Below are 21,487 nucleotides of genomic sequence, written 5' to 3'. Positions count from 1 at the left end.
GTCAACGACCGCTACTGGATGGCTCATTCGGTTCCAATTGAATCAGAACCGGTCGTGGATCTTGTGTGACGCGTCGGATGTAGCGGCGCGCGCCGCAAAGCGCAATTGGCTAGTAAAGCCTGCCGGTTCCGGGACGCATGATACTGTCACCCTCGGGCCGATACCCTTGAGGATATCCTTGCGCTTGGGGATATCCTTGCGCCTGGGGATATGTCTGCGCTTGGGGATATCCCTGCGGCACCCGTCCTTCTTCCCCCTCGGGGACACCGACGACGGCGGCATAATTATCCGGCGGCGCGGTGCCCGGCTTGAACGCTTCCAGGATGGTGCGGCCGCCCTCGCCCGGGTTCGGCCGCATGCCGCTCTTGGCGTCGAGGCGCACCAGCCTGATGCCGGGAGGCACCTTGAACGGGGTCGCCGGTTTGTCCGCGAGCGCAAGCTTCATGAAATCCTTGGCGACCGGCGCGGCGATGCGGCCGCCCTGTGCGGCCCTGCCCAGCGTGCGAGGCTTGTCATAGCCAAGATAGAGGCCGACGACGAGATCGGGCGAAAAGCCGACGAACCAGACGTCTTTTGCGTCGCTGGTGGTGCCCGTCTTGCCGGCGATTGGCTTGCCGACCTCGCGCAGGATCGTCGCCGTGCCACCCTGCACCACACTCTCGAGCATCGACGTGATCTGGTAGGCGGTCAACGTATCGAGCACCTGCTCGCGGCGGTCGACGAGCTGGGGCTCGGGCTGATTCTTCCACCCCTCCGGCGCATCGCAGCCGCGGCACTCGCGCTGGTCATGCTTGAAGATCGTGCGTCCGTAGCGATCCTGGATCCGGTCGATCAACGTCGGCTTCACCCGCCGACCACCGTTGGCGAACATCGAATACGCCGTCACCATCCGCATGACCGTCGTTTCGCCGGCGCCCAGCGAATAGGAAAGATAGTTCGGCAATTCCTCATAAACGCCGAAGCGTTTGGCATATTCGCCGATCAGGGGCATGCCGACATCCTGCGCCAGCCGCACCGTGACCGTGTTGAGCGACTGTTTCAGGGCGTCGCGCAGCGTGATGGGACCCTTATAGCTGCCCACCGAAAAATTGTCCGGCCGCCAAACGCCGTTGCCCTGCCCCTGATCGATCTCGATGGGACCGTCGATCATGATCGACGCCGGCGTGTAGCCATTGTCAATCGCCGCCGAATAGACCAGCGGCTTGAACGTCGAGCCGGGCTGCCGATAGGCCTGTGTCGCGCGATTGAACTGGCTCTGGTCGAACGAGAAGCCACCGACCATCGCGACCACGCGGCCGGTCAACGGGTCCATCGCGACCATCGCGCCGGACACTTCCGGCAATTGCCGCAGGCGATACTGGCCCTCGACCACCTTGCCTTCCTTGTCGAACAGCGGATCGGCGTAGATCACGTCGCCCGGCGACAGGATTTGCGAGACCGAAGCCATCGCCGGCTTGCCGCGCGCCGCGGCAGCGACCGGCTTGGCCCATCGCACACCGTCCAGCGTGATGAGACCGGTTTGCCGCTCCTTGGAGATGGCGCCGCCGAGTTCGCGGCCGGGCTGGAAGCCGATCCGCGCCGACTGGTCGGACGTCTCCAGCACCACTGCCATGCGCCACGGCGAGATGTCGCTGAGCGACTTGATTTCGGCGAGCTTGACGCCCCAGTCACCGGAAATATCGAGCTTGCTCATGGCGCCGCGCCAGCCCTGCGCCTCGTCGAAATTCACAAGGCCGGCGGCCATGGCCTTGCGCGCGATCACCTGCAGCTTCGGATCGAGCGTGGTGCGGACCGACAAGCCGCCTTCGTAGAGTTTCTTCTCGCCGTAACGCTCGAAGATGTCGCGCCGCACTTCCTCGGCAAAATACTCGCCGGCAAAGGTATGCGCGGCGTTGGACCTGATAGCCACGACCAGCGGTTCCTTGCGGGCCTTGTCGGCTTCGGCCTGCTTGATCCAGCCGTTTTCCAAGAGACGGTCGATCACGTAGTTGCGCCGCTCGGTCGACCGGTCGCGGTTGCGCACCGGATGCAACGTTCCCGGCGCTTTCGGGAGCGCTGCGAGATACGCGGCCTCCGCGATCGTGAGTTCATTCACCGACTTGTCGAAATAGACCAGCGATGCGGCCGCGATGCCGTAGGCGCCAAGGCCGAGATAGATTTCATTCAGGTAGAGTTCGAGGATGCGGTCCTTGGAATAGGCGCGCTCGATGCGCATCGCCAGCAGGGCTTCCTTGATCTTGCGGGTGAAGGAGACCTCGTTGGTCAGAAGGAAGTTCTTCGCGACCTGCTGGGTGATCGTCGAGGCGCCCTGCGGACGCTTGTTGGAGCCGAGATTTTGCACGTAGAGCACGCCGGCGCGCGCCAAGCCGGTGAAGTCGAGGCCGCCATGCTCGTAGAAGTTCTTGTCCTCTGCTGCGAGGAACGCGTTGGTGACGAGTTTCGGCATCGCCTGGATCGGCAGATAGAGACGCCGTTCTTTGGCGTACTCGCCAAGCAGCGCCCCGTCGGACGCGTGGACACGCGTCATCACCGGCGGTTCATAGTTCTGAAGCTGCGAATAATCCGGCAAGTCCCTGGAAAAATGCCAGATACCGGCTGCGACACCGGCCACGCCCACCAGGAACACCACGCTTCCGGCTGCGAACAAGAAGCCGGTAAACCGCAACAGAAAGCGCATTACCAAAGTTTCATTCCAACTGTTGCGTCGTAATTCCCGACGTTCATTCGTGCGCAAACCCTCTACCCAAGGATTCGCCGTCTGACGCTATCCCATGCTCACATGGTCGAAATCGGGCAATTCACTTTCTTCGATGCCGCCCGGCATGCTGGGTCGATATCGGCGACATCGCAAGCACAGCGTGCGATTGCAGTGGGCTCTCGGATTAGTAAAGGCCGCCGGTGCCGGGACGCATGATGTTGCCGGCGTCGGGCTGTTGATATCCTTGCTGATACCCTTGCGGGTATCCCTGCGGCACCCGGCCATCCATGTCGGCTACGCCGATAACCGAGTAATTGTCCGGCGGCGCGGTGCCTGGCTTGAACGCCTCCAGGATGGTGCGACCGCCCTCGCCCGGGCCGGCGCGCATGCCGCTCTTGGCATCGACGCGAACCAGCTTGATGCCAGCGGGCACCTTGAAGGGGATAGCCGGTTTGTCGGCGAGCGCAAGTTTCAGGAAATCCTTGGCGATCGGCGCGGCGAGATGACCGCCGGTCATGCCGCGGCCGAGATTGCGCGGCTTGTCGAAGCCGACATAGATACCGACCACGAGGTCCGGCGAGAAGCCGATGAACCATGCATCCTTTTCGTCGTTGGTGGTGCCGGTCTTGCCGGCGATCGGCTTGCCGACCTCCTTGACCACCGTCGCGGTGCCGGCCTGCACCACATATTCCATCATCGAGGTGATCTGGTAGGCCGTCATCGGGTCCAGCACCTGCTCGCGGCGGTCGACGAGCTGGGGCTCGGCCTGATTCTTCCAGCCGCCCGGCGCGTCGCAGCCGCGGCATTCGCGCGCGTCATGCTTGAAGATGGTGTGACCGTAGCGGTCCTGGATGCGGTCGATCAGCGTCGGCTTCACCCGGCGGCCGCCATTGGCGAACATCGAATAGGCCGTCACCATGCGCATAACCGTGGTTTCACCGGCGCCGAGCGCATAGGACAGGTAATTCGGCAGTTCGTCATAGACGCCGAACCGCTTCGAATATTCGCCGATCAAGGGCATGCCGATGTCTTGCGCCAGCCGCACCGTCACGGTGTTCAGCGATTGCCGGAGCGCGTTACGCAGCGTCGTCGGCCCGCCATATCTGCCCGACGAATAGTTTTCCGGACGCCAGACGCCGGCGCCCTGCCCCTGGTCGATTTCAATGGGCGCGTCGACCACGACGGTCGACGGCGTATAGCCGTTATCCATCGCCGCCGAATAGACCAGCGGCTTGAACGACGAGCCCGGCTGCCGATAGGCCTGGGTCGCGCGGTTGAACTGGCTCTGGTCGAACGAGAAGCCACCGACCATCGCGAGCACGCGGCCGGTCCACGGGTCCATCGCGACCATCGCGCCGGACACTTCCGGCAATTGCCGCAGCCGGTACTGGCCCTCGACCGGTTTGCCTTCCTTGTCGAACAGCGGATCGGCATAGATCACGTCGCCCGGCGACAGCACCTGCGCCACCGAGGTCGGCGTCCTGCCCTTGGCGGGCCCGGATGCGGCCTTGGCCCAGCGCACACCATCGAGCGTGATGATGCCGGTCTGCCGCTGCTTGCTGACGGCGCCGCCGAGTTCGCGGCCCGGCTGGAAACCGATCCGCGCCGACTGGTCTGATGTCTCCAGCACCACGGCCATCCGCCACGGCGCAATGTCGCTCAGCGATTTGACGTCGGCGAGCTTCACGCCCCAGTCGCCGGAAATGTCCAGTTTGGACGGCGCGCCGCGCCAGCCACTCGCCTCGTCATATCTCACGAGCCCCGCGACCATGGTCTTGCGCGCCATCACCTGCATCTTCGGGTCGAGCGTGGCGCGGACCGACAGGCCGCCTTCGTACAGCTTCTTTTCCCCGTAGCGCTCAAAGATGTCGCGCCGGACTTCCTCGGCAAAATACTCGCCCGCGAAGGTATGCGCGGCGTTACCGCGGGTGCTGGTGACGTTGAGCTGTTCCTTGCGGGCCTTGTCGGCGTCGGCCTGCTTGATCCAGCCGTTTTCCACGAGACGATCGACCACGTAATTGCGCCGCTCGACCGCGCGATCGCGGTTGCGCACTGGATGCAGCGCAGCGGGCGCCTTGGGCAGCGCCGCCAGATAGGATGCTTCGGCGATCGTGAGTTCATTCACCGATTTGTCGAAATAGACCAGCGAGGCCGCCGCGATGCCGTAAGCGCCGAGGCCGAGATAGATTTCGTTGAGATAGAGTTCGAGGATGCGGTCCTTTGAATAGGCGCGCTCGATGCGCATCGCCAGCAAGGCTTCCTTGATCTTGCGGGTGAAGGAGACCTCGTTGGTCAGCAAGAAGTTCTTCGCGACCTGCTGGGTGATCGTCGAGGCGCCCTGCGGACGCTTGTTGGAGCCGAAATTCTGCGCGTAGAGGACGGCCGCGCGCGCCATGCCGGTGAAGTCGATGCCGCCGTGCTCGTAGAAATTCTTGTCCTCGGCCGCCAGGAACGCGTTGATGACGAGCTTCGGCACGGCCTGGATCGGCAGATAGAGGCGGCGCTCCTTGGAATATTCGCCGAGCAGCGCACCGTCGGAGGCGTGCACGCGCGTCATCACCGGCGGCTCGTAATCCTGGAGCTGCGAGTAGTCGGGCAGGTCCTTGGAGAAATGCCAGATCGCGCCCGCGACGCCGGCTACGCCGACCAGGAACACGACCGTGCCGGCGGCGAACAGGAAACCCAGAAACCGGACCAGCAAGCGCATTATTGACGTTCCGTTCCAACCCTTGCGCCGTCAACTGCGGCGGCTATCCAAACGCGGCAATCCCCCCGAACGGGCGCCACTACGCGGTCGAACAATAAAAAAGGTCCGGCGGACAATATTGACCGATTCCGAAGACCAGTACGCGATTTTCTATCCGATCTATACCGTTGCCGCTGTGGCCAAACTAGGGCTTGGGCCGCCAAACGGCATGCTTTTCAGCGCGCTTCTACGCAATGCATACCGGGCTTTTTACTTGCCCGGCCCGTTAGTTGCCAGCCGTTTGGCCAGAAACGTATCGATTGCCTGCGCCATCGAGCCGACGGTCCGGTTCCGCCAGTTTTCCGACACCAGGTGCTCAAGATCGCCCTTGTTGGAGACGTAGCCGAGTTCGACCAGCACCGAGGGCACGTCGGGCGCCTTCAGGACCCGGAAGCCGGCCGATTTCAGCGGGTGCTTGTGCATCCGCACCGTGTTCTTCATTTCGCCCATCAGGACCCGCGCGAACCGGTTTGAAAAGGTCTTGGTCTCCCGCTGGACCAGGTCGATCAGGATATCGGCCACTTCGGTCGGCTCGTCGGTGAGATTGACCCCGCCGATCGCGTCCGACTTGTTTTCGGCATCTGCCAGACGTTGGGCCTCGGAGTCGGTAGCCTTGTCGGACAATGTGTAGATGGTGGCGCCCTGGGCGTCGCCCTCGCCGCGCGGCAAGGCGTCGGCATGGATCGAAACGAACAGTGCCGCCGCCTCGCTGCGAGCGATCTTCACACGGTCAGCAAGCGGAATGAACGTGTCGTCGGTCCGGGTCATGACCACGCGATACTTGCCGGACTTCTCGATCCGGTCGCGCAGCGCCAGGCCGAAGGTCAGCACCAGGTTCTTTTCCATGATATCGGCGCCGCCGGCCTGGGTGCCGTTGTCGACGCCGCCATGGCCGGGATCGATCACGACCACCGGCCTCTTGTCAGGCGGGGCCGCAGGCTTCGCCGCGGCTGCGGCGTCCGGGGTGGCGGCGTTGGCTTCGGCAATTGCGGGCCGCAATTCGGGACGGTTTTCGGGCGGCAACGACTGGACAAAGGTGGTGCGATCAATCTCTTCGAATTCGATCACCAAGCGCGGCGGCTGGCCGTTGGCCGCCTCCAGCACATAGGATTTGGCAATCTTGGCCGGCCCGGTCAGGTCGAACACGATCCGCGATCCACCCGGCATGACGAGACCGTAGCGAAACGCCTTGACCAACCCCCGGCCCGTCGTGCCGATCCCGGCCGGGAGCATGAAACTGACCTGGGGAAGATCGACGATCACGCGATAGGGGTCGGCCAGCGCGAAGGCACGAAACTGAATCGGCTTGTCGAGATCGAGGATGAAACGGGTCTGCCTGGCATCGCCAGCCAGCCGGGCGTCAGACGCGACCGGGAAATTCGATCCCGCCGCCGGGCTGGGGGCAGCGGCGACCGAGGCCGGCGCCTGAGGCGCCACCCCTTGGGCTGCGCTGGGGCTGATCATCTGGGTGCATAGCAATGCTGCGGCGCACAACGGGCCACATCCCAGCAAAACAAGGAGATTTGCGCGGCTCGCCAACGATTCGATGCCTCCGGAGGAGCCTTCCCTTACCGCATTAGGACCACAGGGTTAATCGCAGCTTAATGCCTGATCCGTGAAAAGGCGCAAGTGTTGCCGCGTTGCGACGCTCGCCGGAAGGTTCCCTTGCACGGAGCCCCCAATCCACGTATGTACGAGGGGCTGACGGCTAATACTCCCGGTTGTGTCGCGTTCAGCCTCCCGGTGCAGCGCCGGAGCTTTCGGAACCGAAGGTCTCCTGCGTCTTTCCCGATCCCTCCACAGCCAGCGCCGCGCGCGGCTGACACGGAGCGGCGGTTTCGAGCCCGAGCGGCGTCCGGTCCCAGGTCTTTTTCCAGGGACGGTTTGAGACACGGCAAAACTGATTATCCGGACCCCAAACGGTCCGATATGCGATGGCCGGCGGGCGTTTAGGCGCCGAACCGGGCTTTCAGCGATAGATACGGCGGTATCCCTTTCCGCCAACATGTTCAGACGGGCCGACGCTTGATGCGCCAGACTGTGTTGCCGACCAAGATCCACGGAACGATCGCGCCGACGCGAAGCGAAAGCTTCGCACGTCGCATCGTCCTGGTGGGCCCCCGTTCGGCGCGGCGCCAAGAAGTGCGTTTTGGCCTTCCCCTCACCCCCGAATCAGGTGGACCGTCGCGTCACCGGGCCGCGCAATTTGCGCGCGCCATGCACCGCGCCCGCCCCCGTCAAGAGTCCAAAAATGCCCAACAAGATGTTGATCGACGCTACCCACCCGGAAGAGACCCGGGTTGTTGTGGTTCGCGGCAACCGCGTCGAAGAATTTGATTTCGAGACCGCCCAGCGCAAGCAACTGCGCGGCAATATCTATCTCGCCAAGGTCACACGCGTAGAGCCGTCGCTGCAAGCGGCGTTCATCGAATATGGCGGTAACCGCCATGGCTTCCTGGCCTTCAGCGAAATTCATCCGGACTACTATCAGATCCCCGTCGCCGACCGTCAGGCGCTGATCGAGGCCGACGAGCGCGCCCATCGCGAAGCCGAGGAAGAGAGCGAGAACCGCTCCAGCCACCGCCGCCGCTCGCGCCACCGCAATGCGCGCCGCCGCGGCCATGGCGACCGCGTCCAGAGCGATGTCATCGAGAACGCCGGCCAGGATCCCTCGCAGGCGGCCCAGCCCTATGAAGGCGGCGAGCATGAGCACGACGGCGTGTATGCCGAAGCGCAGCCGCACGATGCCGAACATCATGAGGATGCGGCCCATCATGACCATGACGCACACGAACACGAAACGCATGGTCACGATCACGATCAGCCGCACGGCCACCATGATGACGATACGACGGCGCCGCAGGAACAGGCGGATGCCGTAAGCGAAACGCCGGTTGCGGAATCGGAGTCGGGCGCACCCGCCGCGGCGCCGGTCGAAGCGGCAGCCACGGAAGTCACGGCTGAGCCTGCCCAAGTCGCGGCTGAACCTGCGCATGATGAGCATCATGACCAGGAACAGGCGGTCGACAACGCTGCCCATGCCGACGAGCCGCCGCATGTCGAGCATGCCGGTGAAGGCTACGCCGCTGCCGCTCCGGACGAGTTCGCCCGCGTTCCCGAAGGCGACGACGGCCACGACGATGAAGAGGATGGCGAGGACGTCGAAGAGGAAGTCGTCGAATCCGTCGGCGGCGACGACGTGCTGGAGGAAGTCCCGGAACGTCCGTTCCGGCCGCGCCGCCAGTACAAGATCCAGGAAGTCATCAAGCGCCGTCAGGTGATGCTGGTTCAGGTCGTCAAGGAAGAGCGCGGCAACAAGGGCGCGGCGCTCACGACCTATCTGTCGCTGGCCGGCCGTTACGCCGTCCTGATGCCCAACACCGCCCGCGGCGGCGGCATCAGCCGTAAGATCACCTCCGCCCAGGACCGTTCGCGGCTGAAGGAAGTGGTGCAGGACCTCGACGTGCCCGAGGGCATGGGGATCATCCTGCGCACCGCCGGTGCCTCGCGGACCAAGCCCGAGATCAAGCGCGATTTCGAGTACCTGATCCGCATGTGGGAAACCGTGCGCGACATGACGCTGAGGTCGCAGGCCCCCACCCTCGTCTACGAGGAAGGCTCGCTGATCAAGCGCTCGCTGCGCGACCTCTACAACAAGGAAATCGAAGAGATCCAGGTCGCCGGTGAATCCGGCTATCAGGAAGCCCGCGACTTCATGAAGATGCTGATGCCCTCGAACGTGCGGGCGGTGAAGCAGTATCGCGACGGCCAGCCGCTGTTCTCGCGGATGGGCGTCGAGAGCCAGCTTGACGCGATGTTCTCGCCGACCGTGCAACTCCGTTCCGGCGGCTACATCGTCATCAACCAGACCGAGGCGCTGGTCTCGATCGACGTCAACTCCGGCCGCTCGACCCGCGAACATCACATCGAGGACACCGCGCTCAAGACCAATCTGGAGGCGGCGGAGGAAGTCGCCCGGCAATTGCGACTGCGCGACCTCGCCGGCCTGATCGTCATCGACTTCATCGACATGGACGAGAAGCGCAACAACCGCGCGGTCGAGCGAAAGCTCTCCGACTGCCTGCGGCAGGATCGCGCGCGCATCCAGGTCGGACGCATCTCGCATTTCGGCCTTCTGGAAATGTCGCGCCAGCGCATCCGCGCCAGCGTGCTGGAGAGCTCGACCGAGCCCTGCCCGCAATGCGGCGGCAGCGGTCATGTGCGCTCGGTCTCCTCGGTGGCGCTGCAATTGCTGCGCGGCATCGAAGAGATCTTGATGAAGGGCGCCACCCATAATCTGGTGGTGCGCACCCGCACCGACGTCGCGCTCTATGTGCTGAACCACAAGCGCGGCCATCTGCGCGACCTCGAAAACGCCTTCAAGGTGACCCTGGCCGTCGTCGCCGACGCCACCGTGAGCGGCCAGCAGTCCTATGTCATCGACCGCGGCGAGCAGGTGCACACGCTGGAAGCCGCCAAGGCGCTATTGGCGGCGCAGGCCGCGGCCTTCCCGCCGCAGCTCGAGGAAGCCTATGACGACGATGATGCCTACGACATCGAAACCGAATCCGAGGTTGAGACCGAGGAGACCGAAGGGCTGACCGACGATGCCGCCGAAGCGGCGACGGGCGAAGGCGACGGAGACGGCCAACGCCGCAGGCGCCGCCGCCGCCGGCGCGGCCGTGGCGAGCCGCGTGATGGTGGCGCCCCGCGCGAGGACGGTGACGCGACGCGCGTCGCAAGCGAGGCCGTCGAAGGCGCGATCGCCGAGGACGGCGAGGCCGATGAGGATGAAGGCGACGAACAGCCGGGCATGGCCCGCGGCGATCAGCCCGCCGGTGGCGAGCGGCGTCCGCGCCGCCGCGGCCGCCGCGGTGGCCGTCGCCGGCGTGGTGGTGGGCTGGAAGACGGCCTTGCCGGATCGATCGCAGACGAACTCGGGCCGCCCTCGCCGCCGGAAGCGGCCGAAGCAGCCGCCGATTTCGACGGTGGCTCGTCCGAACCCGCGCCATCGCTGGCGCAGGCCGATGTTCAGCCCGAACCGGCCACGGCATCAGCGGAGACCCCGCCCGCGGCTGGTGACCAGCCGGAGCCGGTTGCGAGCGGGCCCGCCCCGGCCGCTGAAGAAACCGGACAAGAGGCCGAACGGGCCGCGGCGCGGCGGCGCTCGACCGTCCGCGAGAAAGTCAGCTTCATGACCAGCGCGCCGGCCGAACCGGCGCCCTCCGTCAGCCAGTCCGCGCCAGAGCCGATCGCGCCTGCCGAGCCTGCTGCGGCCGAGCCGGCGCCAGCCGCATCGGGCGAAGCCGCCCCACGCAAGGCCGGCTGGTGGTCGCGGCGCTTCGGCAGCGGCGAGTAAGTAAATCGAACCCAAAGAAAACCGCCCGGCGAATACCGGGCGGTTTTTTGTTGGCGGTATCTGTTCCGGCAAGCCCCTAACCCGTCGTGTGTCGCTGCGGCTGGTCCGCAAAGATAAATTTTTCCGACACGGTTCGGCTCGATGGAACAAAAGCGGAGATAATCGCGCGCCGGTCCGAATACGACAGCGCTCATCTTGGCCGTGTTCGTTCCAGCTTGGAGCAAAAACCTCGCGGCATACGTTAGCTAGTTGCGGGGCCGATCTTCGCGAGATCGCCATGCTGCTGCGCGCATCGATGACGATAGCGATCGCCGTTCTCCCGCTATGCTCTGCTGCGGCGCAAGAACCGCGCGCGCTGCTCGACCTGCCTCAACTCGCCCCTTGCAGTTCAACATCGCATCCGCGCCTGCCAGAGAAATGGCAGGGCACCTATCTCATGGCGCCCTTCACCAAGGCGCAGCTTATGCTGGCCGAAATCGTCTCTGACGTCACGCTTTCCGCGATGCGCGTAAAGCTTCATGGAGTCAGACGCGGGTCGCTGGACCTGTTCATTGCCGGCAACCGGACGTACCTCCTCAAGTCGGAAGGCTCCGCGATCAAGGAGTGCAGGACATTAGGCGATACCGGCTGGCGGCCGCTTCCGACGGACTGGCTCGCGCCGCAGTCACAATGCGCCGGCTCGGCGCCAATCGGCGAGACGCCGGTCGAGTGGTGGAAAACTGCGATCACGCCAGAGCCTGCAAGCTATTGGCTCTGGTTCAAGACGTCAGATCAATCGCCGTTTCGACTCGTCTTTCCATTTGCGAGCGATCACCTTCCACCATTCAGCGGGTATGCGCTCAGCTATCAGGTTCGATTCAACACAGTGGAGGAGACCGGCCTTGCCGAGATCGATGCTGTCTGCAGACGGTCCAAGCCGACAATGACCGGAAATCCGGTGCGAACGCTGCATGCCATGATCGGTAACATGTCGCGATCGCCCCAAGTTGCGGAGAGCGAGATCAACCGGGTCATGCCCGAACTCCAGGCGGATTGTCCTGCGGTCCCTTTTCCCGAGTGGCCCGAGAGGCTCGCAATCACAGGCCTGATGACCCCGTTCGATTCCGATGAAAGCCCCTATCCGGCCGAAGTGCTGTATGACTGGACCGTGCCGGCGCAACGCACCCGCACATTCGGGGGACCGGAAGACGGGATCACGTCTCAAGACTCACTTCTTCTGAGCCCGAAAGGTTACACAGTCACGTATTATCGTGACCGGCCTCTGGTCTGCCGGCCGGTGCTGCCCGGCGCCATCCGTCCCGACTGGGCCGTGCGCGCTCCGTGCGAGTGCGCGGCAACGATCAACGGCACAACCTCCCTGTCGCCTTACGGAACGGCCCGGATTCTCGTCTGTCCACTCGCAAGTCCGCGCGTCGCCTGGGCCTGGTACGCTCTCTCCGGGAAACCCACCACGTTCATGGTGACTTCATTACGGGGTGACGAGGGAAAACGCCTCTTCGCGGTGCTTGACTATCGCACGTGGCTGCCGGGCCAATCATTCTCGCGCACCGTATTTGACAAGCCGCCGCAATGTGCACCTGCTTCGCATTCGCATCCCACTCGATCCCCATCGAGACGGTGCTCTACATGTCATCTCGGCACCGAGTATTTGCGTTGAACCCGCAGGGCGGGAACGCGGGTAACGCTCGCGCGTTCGATACCGGGGCGAGTATCAACTGCAAATGGAGGAGCAGATGAGAAAGCTGACATTGATCCTTGCTGCCGCCGGCTGTGTCGGCCTTGCGGTACCCGCATTCGCCACCGAGAGGCCGCTCGCCGGACAGAGCGGACCACAGGTCGCAGGATCGGATTTGAGCGGAAAGAGCCCCATCAGTGAATTTTCGGCACAAAAGAAGAAAAAGACAAAGAAAAAAGCGGCAGCCGACCGCAGTTCGTGGGGCGGATAGGCCGAGACGTCCGCTCTCGCACTGATCTATCGCCGTTAGCTGGCGATACGGGAAGAACTGTGACGTTCCTCGCCGGGATCGGCGCAAGTCTTCTGCTTGTAATTGGCTCGATTTTCTCGACGACGCGGCAAGTCATTCAAACAATTCTTCCGTAGGCCGGGGTGCTTCGGATGATCATGGTCGCGCGCATGGCACGCTTCCGCTTTATGTTCACGTCGGCGTGCACGCGGTCATGCCTGCGTCCACGCACACTGCACCGTGATGATTGGCGAAAGCCAAAACAATCAAATGACGACTTCGTCGAAGCGTCATGAAATCGTGCAGCTTGGTTTGATCGCCGCTAGGAACGGGTCACGTGGTCTCACGTTGTGCGCTTCAAGCACCACCGCACTGGTGCCGAGGTCGCGCCCATAGCGTCCTTCTTGCGGTGAAGAGCGGCGCGGCCCCTCAATCAGAACAGAGGAGGTTCGCCATGGGTTCGTTGCCTATTTCGCGCCGGCAATCGATCGCCGGCCTATCGGTCGCTGGCCTCGCGGGATTACTCATTCCGCACGCCTATGCTCAGCAGAAGCGCGAGACAACCGGCGTTGGAATCGGCCCGAAGGGGGCCGCCGACGACGAGGACATCTTCACCTTCGCTCTGAATCTCGAATACATGGAAGCCGAGTTCTATCTGCGCGCCACGACCGGCAAAGGTATCAGTGAGGCCGATGCCGGCATGGACGCAGGTCGGGTCGTGGGTGGACACGAGGCCCAATTCAAGGAGAAGGCGATCCGCGAGTTCATCGAGGAAACCGCGGAAAACGAACTCGCCCACGTTCGCTTCTACCGCAAGACGCTTGGCAGACGCGCCATTTCGCGACCCGCGATCGATTTCGACGCGGGCTTCAAGGCAGCCGCCCAGGCTGCCGGATTGCCTGCCGATTTCGATCCGTTTGCCGATGACATGTCGGTCTTGCTCGGCGGCATGCTGTTCGAGGATGTTGGCGTAACCGCATATGCCGGTGCGGCCCCGCTGCTCAAGAAAAAGGAGTTCGTGCAGGCGGCCGCCGGGATTCTTGCTGTTGAGGCTTATCACATGGGAATGGCCCGTTCCCAGCTCTACATGATGGGCGAAAAGGCATGGGACGCCGCCAACGCCATCTCGGATGCGCGGGATAAAATTGACGGAACCCCCGAAAAGGAAGACGAGGGAATCAGGGTCGACGGCAAAGCCAATTTCGTGCCTTCAAACCCCGACGCGATTGCCTTCACCCGTACGCCGCAACAAGTCCTGCATATCGTCTACCTGACCGACAAGGCCGGGATCAGCAAGGGTGGCTTCTATCCGAACGGAATGAACGGAGAACTCAGGAGCACCTGACTGCAGCAGTCTCCTGCTGCTCGGGCTCGAATCGGCCGCAAGGCGGCCGATTCGATGCGCTCGCTTAATCGCGACGGTCGAAAATCCGGCGGATCGCCGGCACCAGCGCAGCGCCGAGCGCGTTCTTGATCAGCGACGCCGCGATGAACGGCGCAATGCCGACCAGCCACGCCTTTTCCACGCCGAGCTTCATGCCGAATGCCAGCCAGCCAAATCCGGCGGCGAGAATGAGAATGTGTCCGAGCGCCATCGCTGCAAACAGCCAGAACACCGATCGATCCCAGCCGCGCTCGGCGAGCCATCCCGTGACAAAGGCCGCCGCCACGAAACCGAAGAGATATCCGGCCGTCGGACCGACGAGCGGCGCGAGGCCGCCGACTGGGCCTGCAAATACCGGCAGTCCGATCGCCCCTTCGGCGAGATAGGCCATGAGCGTAGCGCTCCCGAGCCGCCAGCCATAGGCCGCGCCGATCATCAGCACGACCAGCGTTTGCAGCGTCATCGGCACATAGGGCAACGGCAGATTGACCTTGGCCGACAAGGTCAGCAGCGCCGTTCCCAGTGCAATCAGGATCACGCCGCGCAGCAGGCCCGATGAGCCGTCCGCACGATGCGGCCACAGCAGCGCGGCGAGCGGGAAATGCGACGGGACGACGGTTTCAGGCATGGTTCTGGCGGACATGATGGCTCCCCGATTGATTGCAGATGAGAATGTGGATGACAGATTGCTGCGCGCTAACGAAGCCAGCGCGCGATGCGTGCTACCGCCTCGCGCATCTCGTCGGCCGAGCGCGCATAGGAAAAGCGGATGAAGCTGCGGCCGTGGTTCGGATCGAAATCGACGCCTGGCGTCGCCGCCACATGCGCCTTCTCCAACATGCGACCGGCAAACTCGAAACTGTCGGAGGTGAAATCCGAGACATCAGCGTAGAGATAGAACGCACCGTCCGCCGGCAGGAACTTGGTGAGCCCGGCCTTCGGCAATCCCTCGATCAGGATGCGGCGGTTCTCCTCGTAGCCCCGCTTGATCGCCTCCATCTCTTCGCGGCCTTCGAAGGCCGCTTCGGCCGCGATCTGCGACAGCGTCGGCACCGAGATCGACAAGTTCTGCTGCAGCCGCTCGATCGGGCGCACCAACGGCTCCGGCACCACCATCCAGCCGACCCGCCAGCCGGTCATGCAGAAATATTTCGAGAACGAATTGATCACGAGCGCATGCGGCGACAGCTCGGCTGCCGTCACGGCCGGGAACGCATAGTCGAGCCCGTGATAGATCTCGTCGGAAATGAAGCGGATCCCTGCCCCTTCCGCCGCACTGATCAGGCCGGTGAGCGCTTCGCGCGACATCATGGTTCCCGTCGGATTGGCGGGGCTGCCGACCAACACGCCCTTCAGCGGCGTCTTGCGATGCGCCGCCAGCAACGCTTCGCCAGTCAGCGCATGGCGCGTCGCGCTCGATGTCTCGATCAGCACCGGCTCGCAGCCGAGCGCGGTCAGGATGTGCCGATATGGCGGATACCCCGGCACAGTGACCGCCACGCGGTCACCGGGCTCGAACATCGACAGAAACGCCAGGATGAAGCCGCCCGACGAGCCGGTCGTGACCACGATACGGTCAGGCTCGGCCGTACAGCCATAAGTATCGCGGTAGTGCCGGGCGATTCGCGTCCGCAGTGAGGGCATGCCGAGCGCGGAAGTGTAGTCGATCCGCGCCTCGTCGAGTGCGGCATGGGCGGCTGCGATCGCGACCTTGGGCGCGGGCGCCGCCGGCTGTCCGACTTCCATGTGAATGACATGGCCGCCGGCCGCTTCGATGCGGGCGGCGGCCGCCATCACGTCCATCACCATGAAGGGCGGAACGTCGCTCCGTGCCGAGGGAGTCAATAGCGCTGTTGCGCGGTCTCTAAGTGTCGATTCCAGCATCGATTTCTGTTATTTGCGCGGGCGCTGCCCGAATCGAGGTTCCCGAACCGGTTACCGCCCCAGACTGGCCGTATTCGATGGCTTGTTATAGCGTTTTCAAGCGCAGTGATACCGGGTTCATGCAGTGATACCTCGGCTCGGATGAAGAAACGCGTTGAAACAACAAACTGGGACCTGTTTCTGATCTAATCGGAGACCGAACCGGCTTCCGGCCAAATCCGGAATGAAAGCCAATCGCCAAAGACCGCTCATGCTCCGCATCGCCTTACGCAAGAAATCACTGAAGTTGACTGCGCTGGCCACAGCCGTCGCGCTTGTCGCTGCGCCGATGGCCGCGACGGCGCAGGAGAACAGGGGCCCGCCGGTGCTCCGCGACGCCGAGACGGAACAATTGCTGCGCGAATATACAAGGCCGATCCTGCGCGCCGCCGGTCTGGAAAAGCAGAACATCCAGATGGTCATCATCAACCAGGGCGTCTTCAACGCCTTTGTTGCCGACGGCCGGCGTATCTTCGTGAACTACGGGGCGATCCTGCAGTCGGAGACGCCGAACCAGATCATCGGCGTGATGGCGCATGAAACCGGCCACCTTGCCGGCGGTCATCTCGCCAAGATGCGCGAGCAGATGGCGCAGGCGCAGACGCAGATGATCATTGCCATGCTGCTCGGCGCCGGCGCGATGGTCGCGGGCGCGCAGGGGGGCGGCGGCAATAGTGGCCTGGCCAACGCCGGCGCGGCAATGTTCTCGGCTCCCGGAGAAATCATCCGCCGCAACCTGCTCTCTTACGTGCGCCAGCAGGAGGAAAACGCCGACAAGGCCGGCGTGAAGTTTCTGAACGCCACCGGCCAGTCCTCGAGGGGCATGTACGAGACCTTCAAACGCTTCACCGAGGAAAGCCTGTTCGCCGCGCGCGGCGCCGACCCCTACGTTCAGTCGCATCCGATGCCGGCTCAGCGCGTCGCCGCGCTGGAAGAGTTGGCACGGTCGAGCCCTTATTGGGACAAGAAGGACGACCCTGCCCTGCAGCTCCGTCACGACATGGTGCGCGCCAAGATCTCGGCGTTCATGGAGCGGCAGGAGACCGTGTACCGGCGCTATCCGATGTCCAACAACAGCCTGCCGGCGCGCTATGCGCACGCGATCGCGACCTATCGGCACGGCGATCTGCGCAGCGCACTTGCCCAGATCGACGCCTTGCTTCAGCAGCAGCCCAACAATCCCTATTTTTATGAGGTGCGCGGGCAAGCGCTGCTGGAGGGCGGCAAGCCGCAGGAGGCGATCGCGCCGCTGCGCAAGGCCGTGCAGCTCTCCAACAATTCGCCGCTGATCGAGATGATGCTGGGGCAGGCCCTGGTGGCGACCGGCAACAACGCCTACACCGACGAGGCCATCTCGATCCTGCGCGCGGCGACGGCGCGCGAGCCCGAGGCGCTGATCGGCTACACCCAGCTCGCCATGGCCTATGGAAGAAAGGGCGACTACGCACAGGCCGACCTCGCCTCGGCCCAGGCCGCCTACCTTCGCGGCGACAGCAAGACCGCACGCGACCTTGCGTCACGCGCAAAAACGCGCTTCGCAATCGGCACGCCAGGCTGGGTCAAGGCTGACGACATTGTGAGCGCCAAGCCGCTGCCGGGCCAGAAGAGCAACTAGAAATCAAACGCATTCGGCTATAATCCGACCCGGTTCAACCCAAGGACCTGGTCGCCACGAACCGAGATATCCTCCAGGAGCCGGCCTTCAGCAGAATTGCCCGGGACCCCGCCGCATAAGGACTTACCGATGCCCTCGTTCCGTTTTCTCATTCCCGCATTGTTCGCTGTGGCGCTCTGCGGCACGCCGTTGGCGGCTTCCGCGCAGAGCTTCACCGACACCCAGCGCCGCGACATCGAGGCCGTCATCCGCAATTACCTGATCGCGCATCCCGAGGTGCTCGAAGAGGCGATGGCTGAGTTGAGCAAACGTCAGGCCGCGGCGGAAGCCGCCAAGCACGAAGCCGGTGTCGCCAACAATGCCGAGGCGATCTTCAATTCACCGCGCAACGTCACGCTCGGCAACAAGGACGGCGACGTCACCTTCGTCGAGTTTTTCGATTACAATTGCGGCTACTGCAAGCGCGCGATGCTGGACATGATGGAACTAATGAAGGCCGACCCGAAGCTGAAGGTCGTGCTCAAGGAATTTCCGGTCTTGAGTGCCGGTTCGGTCGAGGCCGCGCAGGTCGGCGTCGCCGTGCGGATGCAGGATCCGACCGGCAAGAAATATCTCGACTATCATCAGAAGCTGCTGACCGGCCGCGGCGCCGCCGACAAGGCGCGCGCGATGGCCGTTGCCAAGGAAGTCGGCCTCGACATGGCAAAGCTGGAGAAGGACCTGTCGAGCGCCGAAGTCCGCAACACGCTCGAGGAAAATTTCAAGCTCGCCGAGGCAATGGGCATGAACGGCACACCGAGCTATGTAATCGGCAAGCAGGTCGTGATCGGCGCTGTCGGCGTTGAAGCCCTGCGCGAAAAGATCAACAATGCCCGTTGCGGCAAGGCGACCTGCTGAGGCCAGCCGAAATCATTGAAGCAAGCAAATCCGGCTGCGTCGCAGCCGGATTTTCTTTTGCGGGCAAAGCCCTCCGATCGAACCGTGACCATGCAAGGGGTCACTAAGGAACGTTCGACACACGAGACCCCGCCTCGTCGACAATCCGCTCCTGCAGGGCAACGCGCCACCTCCATGGCTGGAGAAGGGTTCGGCACGCGCGGCGTTCGATCTCAATATCGGTTCTTATGACAGCATTGAAGAGTTCGCGCAGAAGCATTGGTACCGGTTGTTCGGCGGCGTTCCGGAAATCGGCCATGGCGCCTATGCCATCGGAATCTCGGTGCGCGAAGGCGATCCAAACGTTGGCAAACCGCCGCGCGACCATTTGCTGCACAAGGACGAACTCGGCGCATACATCGCGCCCTATACCGAGGATGCCGACCCGTTCGATCTGGCAAGGCTATCTGGCCGCAATCATCTCGGCGGCACCATGTTTCCGTGTCAGTGGACGCCGAAATACAGCGCGACCTATCTCGAGATCGAAGAGCATTTCGGCGGCTTCAATTTTGGTGGCGGCAACGGTCAGCTCGATCTCGCGACGATGGAATTCGACTGGGCCTGCGGCTGAAGAGCGACGGCGCTTTCGATCGACGCATCAGAACGCCGGCGTTCATCCCGCGTTCACAAAACAATCGCCGGCGGAACCGCCAACTATCAGGAACATCAGTCAATTCCTTTCGTTGTCGGTGCGGGCAATGCAGACACGTGAGGAGACTTTCGATGAGTAATCGCTTTCTGATTACGGTCGCGACAGCGGCTCTGATCGCCGGAACCGGCTTTGCGAATGCGCAAGGTACCGGCACGGGGCGCGACACCGGGGCCGGTTCCACGGCGCAGCAGAGCGCGCCTTCTTCTGAGCGCGGCGGCGCCTCGTCAGGCACCATGCAGCGCGATCCCGGCGGCGCGTCCGATATGAAGGGTGCGCAGTCCGAGCCGAAGTCGAAGGGCCCTGAAAAGAACCAGCGCGCCGACGACCAGATGAAGGGCGGCAAGGACATGAAGGCCGAGGGCAAGGAGGACCGCGGCGGCAAGGCCGAAAAGGGCCAGACGACTGGTCAGGGCGCCGGCCCAGGCACGCAGCGTGATCAGAGCACCCAGCGTGACCAGACCACGACCCAGGACCGCGACAAGAGCATGCAGAAGGGTGACCAGAAGGCCGGTCAGCAGGACCGCCAGCAGGATCGCACCCAGACCCAGACGCAGGGTGGAGCCGCGGGCCAGACCACGACGGGTCAGGCCGGCGCCGGCGCGAAGCTCTCAACCGAGCAGCGCACCCAGATCACCAGCGTGATCAAGGAGCAGCGCGTTCAGCCGGTAACGAACGTGAACTTCTCGGTTTCGGTTGGCACCCGCGTGCCGCGCGACGTGCACTTCCACACGTTGCCGGAGCGAGTGGTGACGATCTATCCGGAATGGCGCAGGTATAAGTTCATCCTCGTCAAGGAGCAGATCGTGATCGTGGATCCGAACACGTTCGAGATCGTGGCGATTCTGGAAGCCTAAGCGCGGGCTTGCACAAGTATCAGGGCGGGCAGAAATGCCCGCCCTTTTTTTCTCTCGCGGCGCAGCCAATTCTGAAGCGGCCGCAGGCACACTGCCTTCAAGCCTGGATTAACGTCCGAAGTTGCGGACCAGCGCTACCAATGCGGCCTGATTATGCATGCCGGTCTTGCCGAAAGCGCTTTTCAGATTCTGCCGCACAGTGCTGGCTTGAATTTCCAGGCGGGCGGCGATCGACGTCACACTCAGCCCGCCCGCCAGCAGGCAGACGATCTCGCATTCGCGCGGCGTGAGCCCGAAGGTCTCGATGAGCGCCCTTTCGTCGATCTGCGGCGGCGCGTCCGGCTCTTTGATGAAGATGATTACGCGCGGTGAGCGCATCCCGGGCTCGGGAACACCAAGCCGCCAGATCGGCATGACATCGAGCAGCAGCGGCAATCGGCGGCTGGGGCGCGGCACACTCAGGCGCCGTCCGTGATCTTCTGCGGACGTGGCAGCCTGTGCGATGGCATTCTGGAGCCGGTCGGTCGTGGCCGCGGTCGCGGCCTGCAATGCGCCTGCAGCTTGAGCGAGCCCGTCTCGTTGATTGAGGATCTGGCGTGCACGCGTGTTGACAATGAGCAGACGGCCCGACGCGTCAAGTACGATCGCGGCATCGGCGAGCCGTTCAATCACGGCCGTCAGTCCCGCCGCCCGGTCATCCCCGATGCGCAGCCTCCGGTACAACTGTTGGGCGCGCGTCAGATGGGGAAACAGTTGCTCCAGTGCGCGCGCCTCGGGCTGCAGAAAGGGGCCCCCTGACCGGGTGCGGCAGGTGGCGACCTGAAGCCATGGGTTCTGCGAACCGCCCCATACCGTCAGGCCGTAGTATCTGTTCATAGGCCGAAGGATTTCGTTATAGAATTCGGTTTGCTCGAACTCAGGGTCGGCCATCAACTGGTCACCGGTCAAAGCGGTGCCCGGCGCTTGTGCGGGAGATACCCGGTCCATGAACGGTATCAACATGCGAGCAGCGTCCGGCGACAGCAAGCGTGCGACATCGGCCTCGTCGATTCCGGCCATTGCGATCAGTGGCGCCTCGACACCCGAGTCATGGTCTATGACAAGAAAGCTGTGCTCGGCATCCAGCCGCCGGTTCAAGCCATCGAGGGCCGCCGGCCAGATGCCCGGCTCCAGCGCTGCCTGGTAGAACATCTCGGTGAGTGCGAGCCCTGCCGAATCCACGCCGCCGTCCTGCTTCCGGAATACTGCAGGTCGCATATTTGCGGGAACTGCACCGGAGCGAAATGGGGTCTGCTGCTTGTTTTTGTCGCATCCAGAGGCGGTGTGACGATCCTGCAACACGCAGGGGCAATAACG

14 protein-coding genes are annotated in these 21,487 nt (G+C 63.5%); 8 read left to right on the top strand and 6 right to left on the bottom strand.

Annotated elements, in window-relative coordinates; genetic code table 11:
* Window positions 1-109: 109 nt before the first annotated feature.
* From ACH79_RS31350 to ACH79_RS31340, 3 genes are all read right to left on the bottom strand, one after another.
* Window positions 110-2,677: a penicillin-binding protein 1A gene (locus tag ACH79_RS31350; protein WP_161854396.1), complete on the bottom strand. Its 2,568-nt coding sequence runs from the start codon at window positions 2,675-2,677 to the stop codon at window positions 110-112.
* A gap of 205 nt (window positions 2,678-2,882) precedes the next feature.
* A complete protein-coding gene (locus ACH79_RS31345; RefSeq protein WP_161854395.1) occupies window positions 2,883-5,405 on the bottom strand; it encodes a penicillin-binding protein 1A in 2,523 nt (840 codons plus the stop codon).
* 249 nt (window positions 5,406-5,654) lie between these two features.
* Complete coding sequence (locus tag ACH79_RS31340) at window positions 5,655-6,983, bottom strand: N-acetylmuramoyl-L-alanine amidase (RefSeq protein ID WP_161854394.1); 1,329 nt, start codon at window positions 6,981-6,983, stop codon at window positions 5,655-5,657.
* 712 nt (window positions 6,984-7,695) lie between these two features.
* Here ACH79_RS31340 and ACH79_RS31335 point away from each other — a divergent pair.
* The 4 genes from ACH79_RS31335 (at window position 7,696) to ACH79_RS31320 (ending at window position 14,112) form a co-directional block, all read left to right on the top strand.
* On the top strand, window positions 7,696-10,803 hold the full coding sequence (locus tag ACH79_RS31335) for a ribonuclease E/G (protein WP_161854393.1): 3,108 nt from the start codon (window positions 7,696-7,698) through the stop codon (window positions 10,801-10,803).
* Window positions 10,804-11,080: 277 nt separating this feature from the next.
* On the top strand, window positions 11,081-12,460 hold the full coding sequence (locus ACH79_RS31330) for a hypothetical protein (RefSeq protein ID WP_161854392.1): 1,380 nt from the start codon (window positions 11,081-11,083) through the stop codon (window positions 12,458-12,460).
* Window positions 12,461-12,536: 76 nt separating this feature from the next.
* Window positions 12,537-12,749, top strand: coding sequence for a hypothetical protein (locus tag ACH79_RS31325; protein WP_161854391.1), 213 nt, complete (start codon window positions 12,537-12,539; stop codon window positions 12,747-12,749).
* Window positions 12,750-13,404: 655 nt separating this feature from the next.
* Window positions 13,405-14,112 carry a ferritin-like domain-containing protein gene (locus ACH79_RS31320; protein ID WP_246738745.1) on the top strand — a complete coding sequence of 236 codons (708 nt, stop codon included), beginning with the start codon at window positions 13,405-13,407 and terminating at the stop codon, window positions 14,110-14,112.
* A gap of 64 nt (window positions 14,113-14,176) precedes the next feature.
* Here the strand turns inward: ACH79_RS31320 and ACH79_RS31315 are convergent, their stop codons facing one another.
* Both ACH79_RS31315 and ACH79_RS31310 read right to left on the bottom strand, forming a co-directional pair.
* Window positions 14,177-14,794, bottom strand: a complete 618-nt coding sequence (locus tag ACH79_RS31315) for a biotin transporter BioY (protein ID WP_371419301.1) — start codon at window positions 14,792-14,794, stop codon at window positions 14,177-14,179.
* A gap of 53 nt (window positions 14,795-14,847) precedes the next feature.
* The gene (locus ACH79_RS31310) at window positions 14,848-16,035 is read right to left on the bottom strand and encodes a pyridoxal phosphate-dependent aminotransferase (protein ID WP_161854390.1); all 1,188 of its coding nucleotides are present in this window, start codon (window positions 16,033-16,035) and stop codon (window positions 14,848-14,850) included.
* A gap of 250 nt (window positions 16,036-16,285) precedes the next feature.
* Between ACH79_RS31310 and ACH79_RS31305 the strand changes: the two genes are divergently transcribed.
* The 4 genes from ACH79_RS31305 (at window position 16,286) to ACH79_RS31290 (ending at window position 20,131) form a co-directional block, all read left to right on the top strand.
* Entirely contained in the window at window positions 16,286-17,689 is a 1,404-nt protein-coding gene (locus ACH79_RS31305) for a M48 family metalloprotease (protein ID WP_246738208.1), read from the top strand.
* A gap of 129 nt (window positions 17,690-17,818) precedes the next feature.
* Window positions 17,819-18,586 (top strand): DsbA family protein, encoded by a 768-nt coding sequence (locus ACH79_RS31300; RefSeq protein WP_161854388.1) that lies wholly within the window; start codon window positions 17,819-17,821, stop codon window positions 18,584-18,586.
* 268 nt (window positions 18,587-18,854) lie between these two features.
* Window positions 18,855-19,196 carry a hypothetical protein gene (locus ACH79_RS31295; protein WP_161854387.1) on the top strand — a complete coding sequence of 114 codons (342 nt, stop codon included), beginning with the start codon at window positions 18,855-18,857 and terminating at the stop codon, window positions 19,194-19,196.
* A gap of 152 nt (window positions 19,197-19,348) precedes the next feature.
* Window positions 19,349-20,131, top strand: coding sequence for a DUF1236 domain-containing protein (locus ACH79_RS31290; RefSeq protein WP_161854386.1), 783 nt, complete (start codon window positions 19,349-19,351; stop codon window positions 20,129-20,131).
* Between the two features lie 108 nt (window positions 20,132-20,239).
* Here ACH79_RS31290 and ACH79_RS31285 read toward each other — a convergent pair whose 3' ends face one another.
* Entirely contained in the window at window positions 20,240-21,352 is a 1,113-nt protein-coding gene (locus tag ACH79_RS31285; RefSeq protein ID WP_161854385.1) for a helix-turn-helix transcriptional regulator, read from the bottom strand.
* Window positions 21,353-21,487 lie beyond the last annotated feature (135 nt).

Source organism: Bradyrhizobium sp. CCBAU 051011, from assembly GCF_009930815.1.
In the GTDB taxonomy this organism is placed as follows: Bacteria; Pseudomonadota; Alphaproteobacteria; order Rhizobiales; family Xanthobacteraceae; genus Bradyrhizobium.
This window is presented reverse-complemented; position numbering and strand designations above follow the sequence as displayed.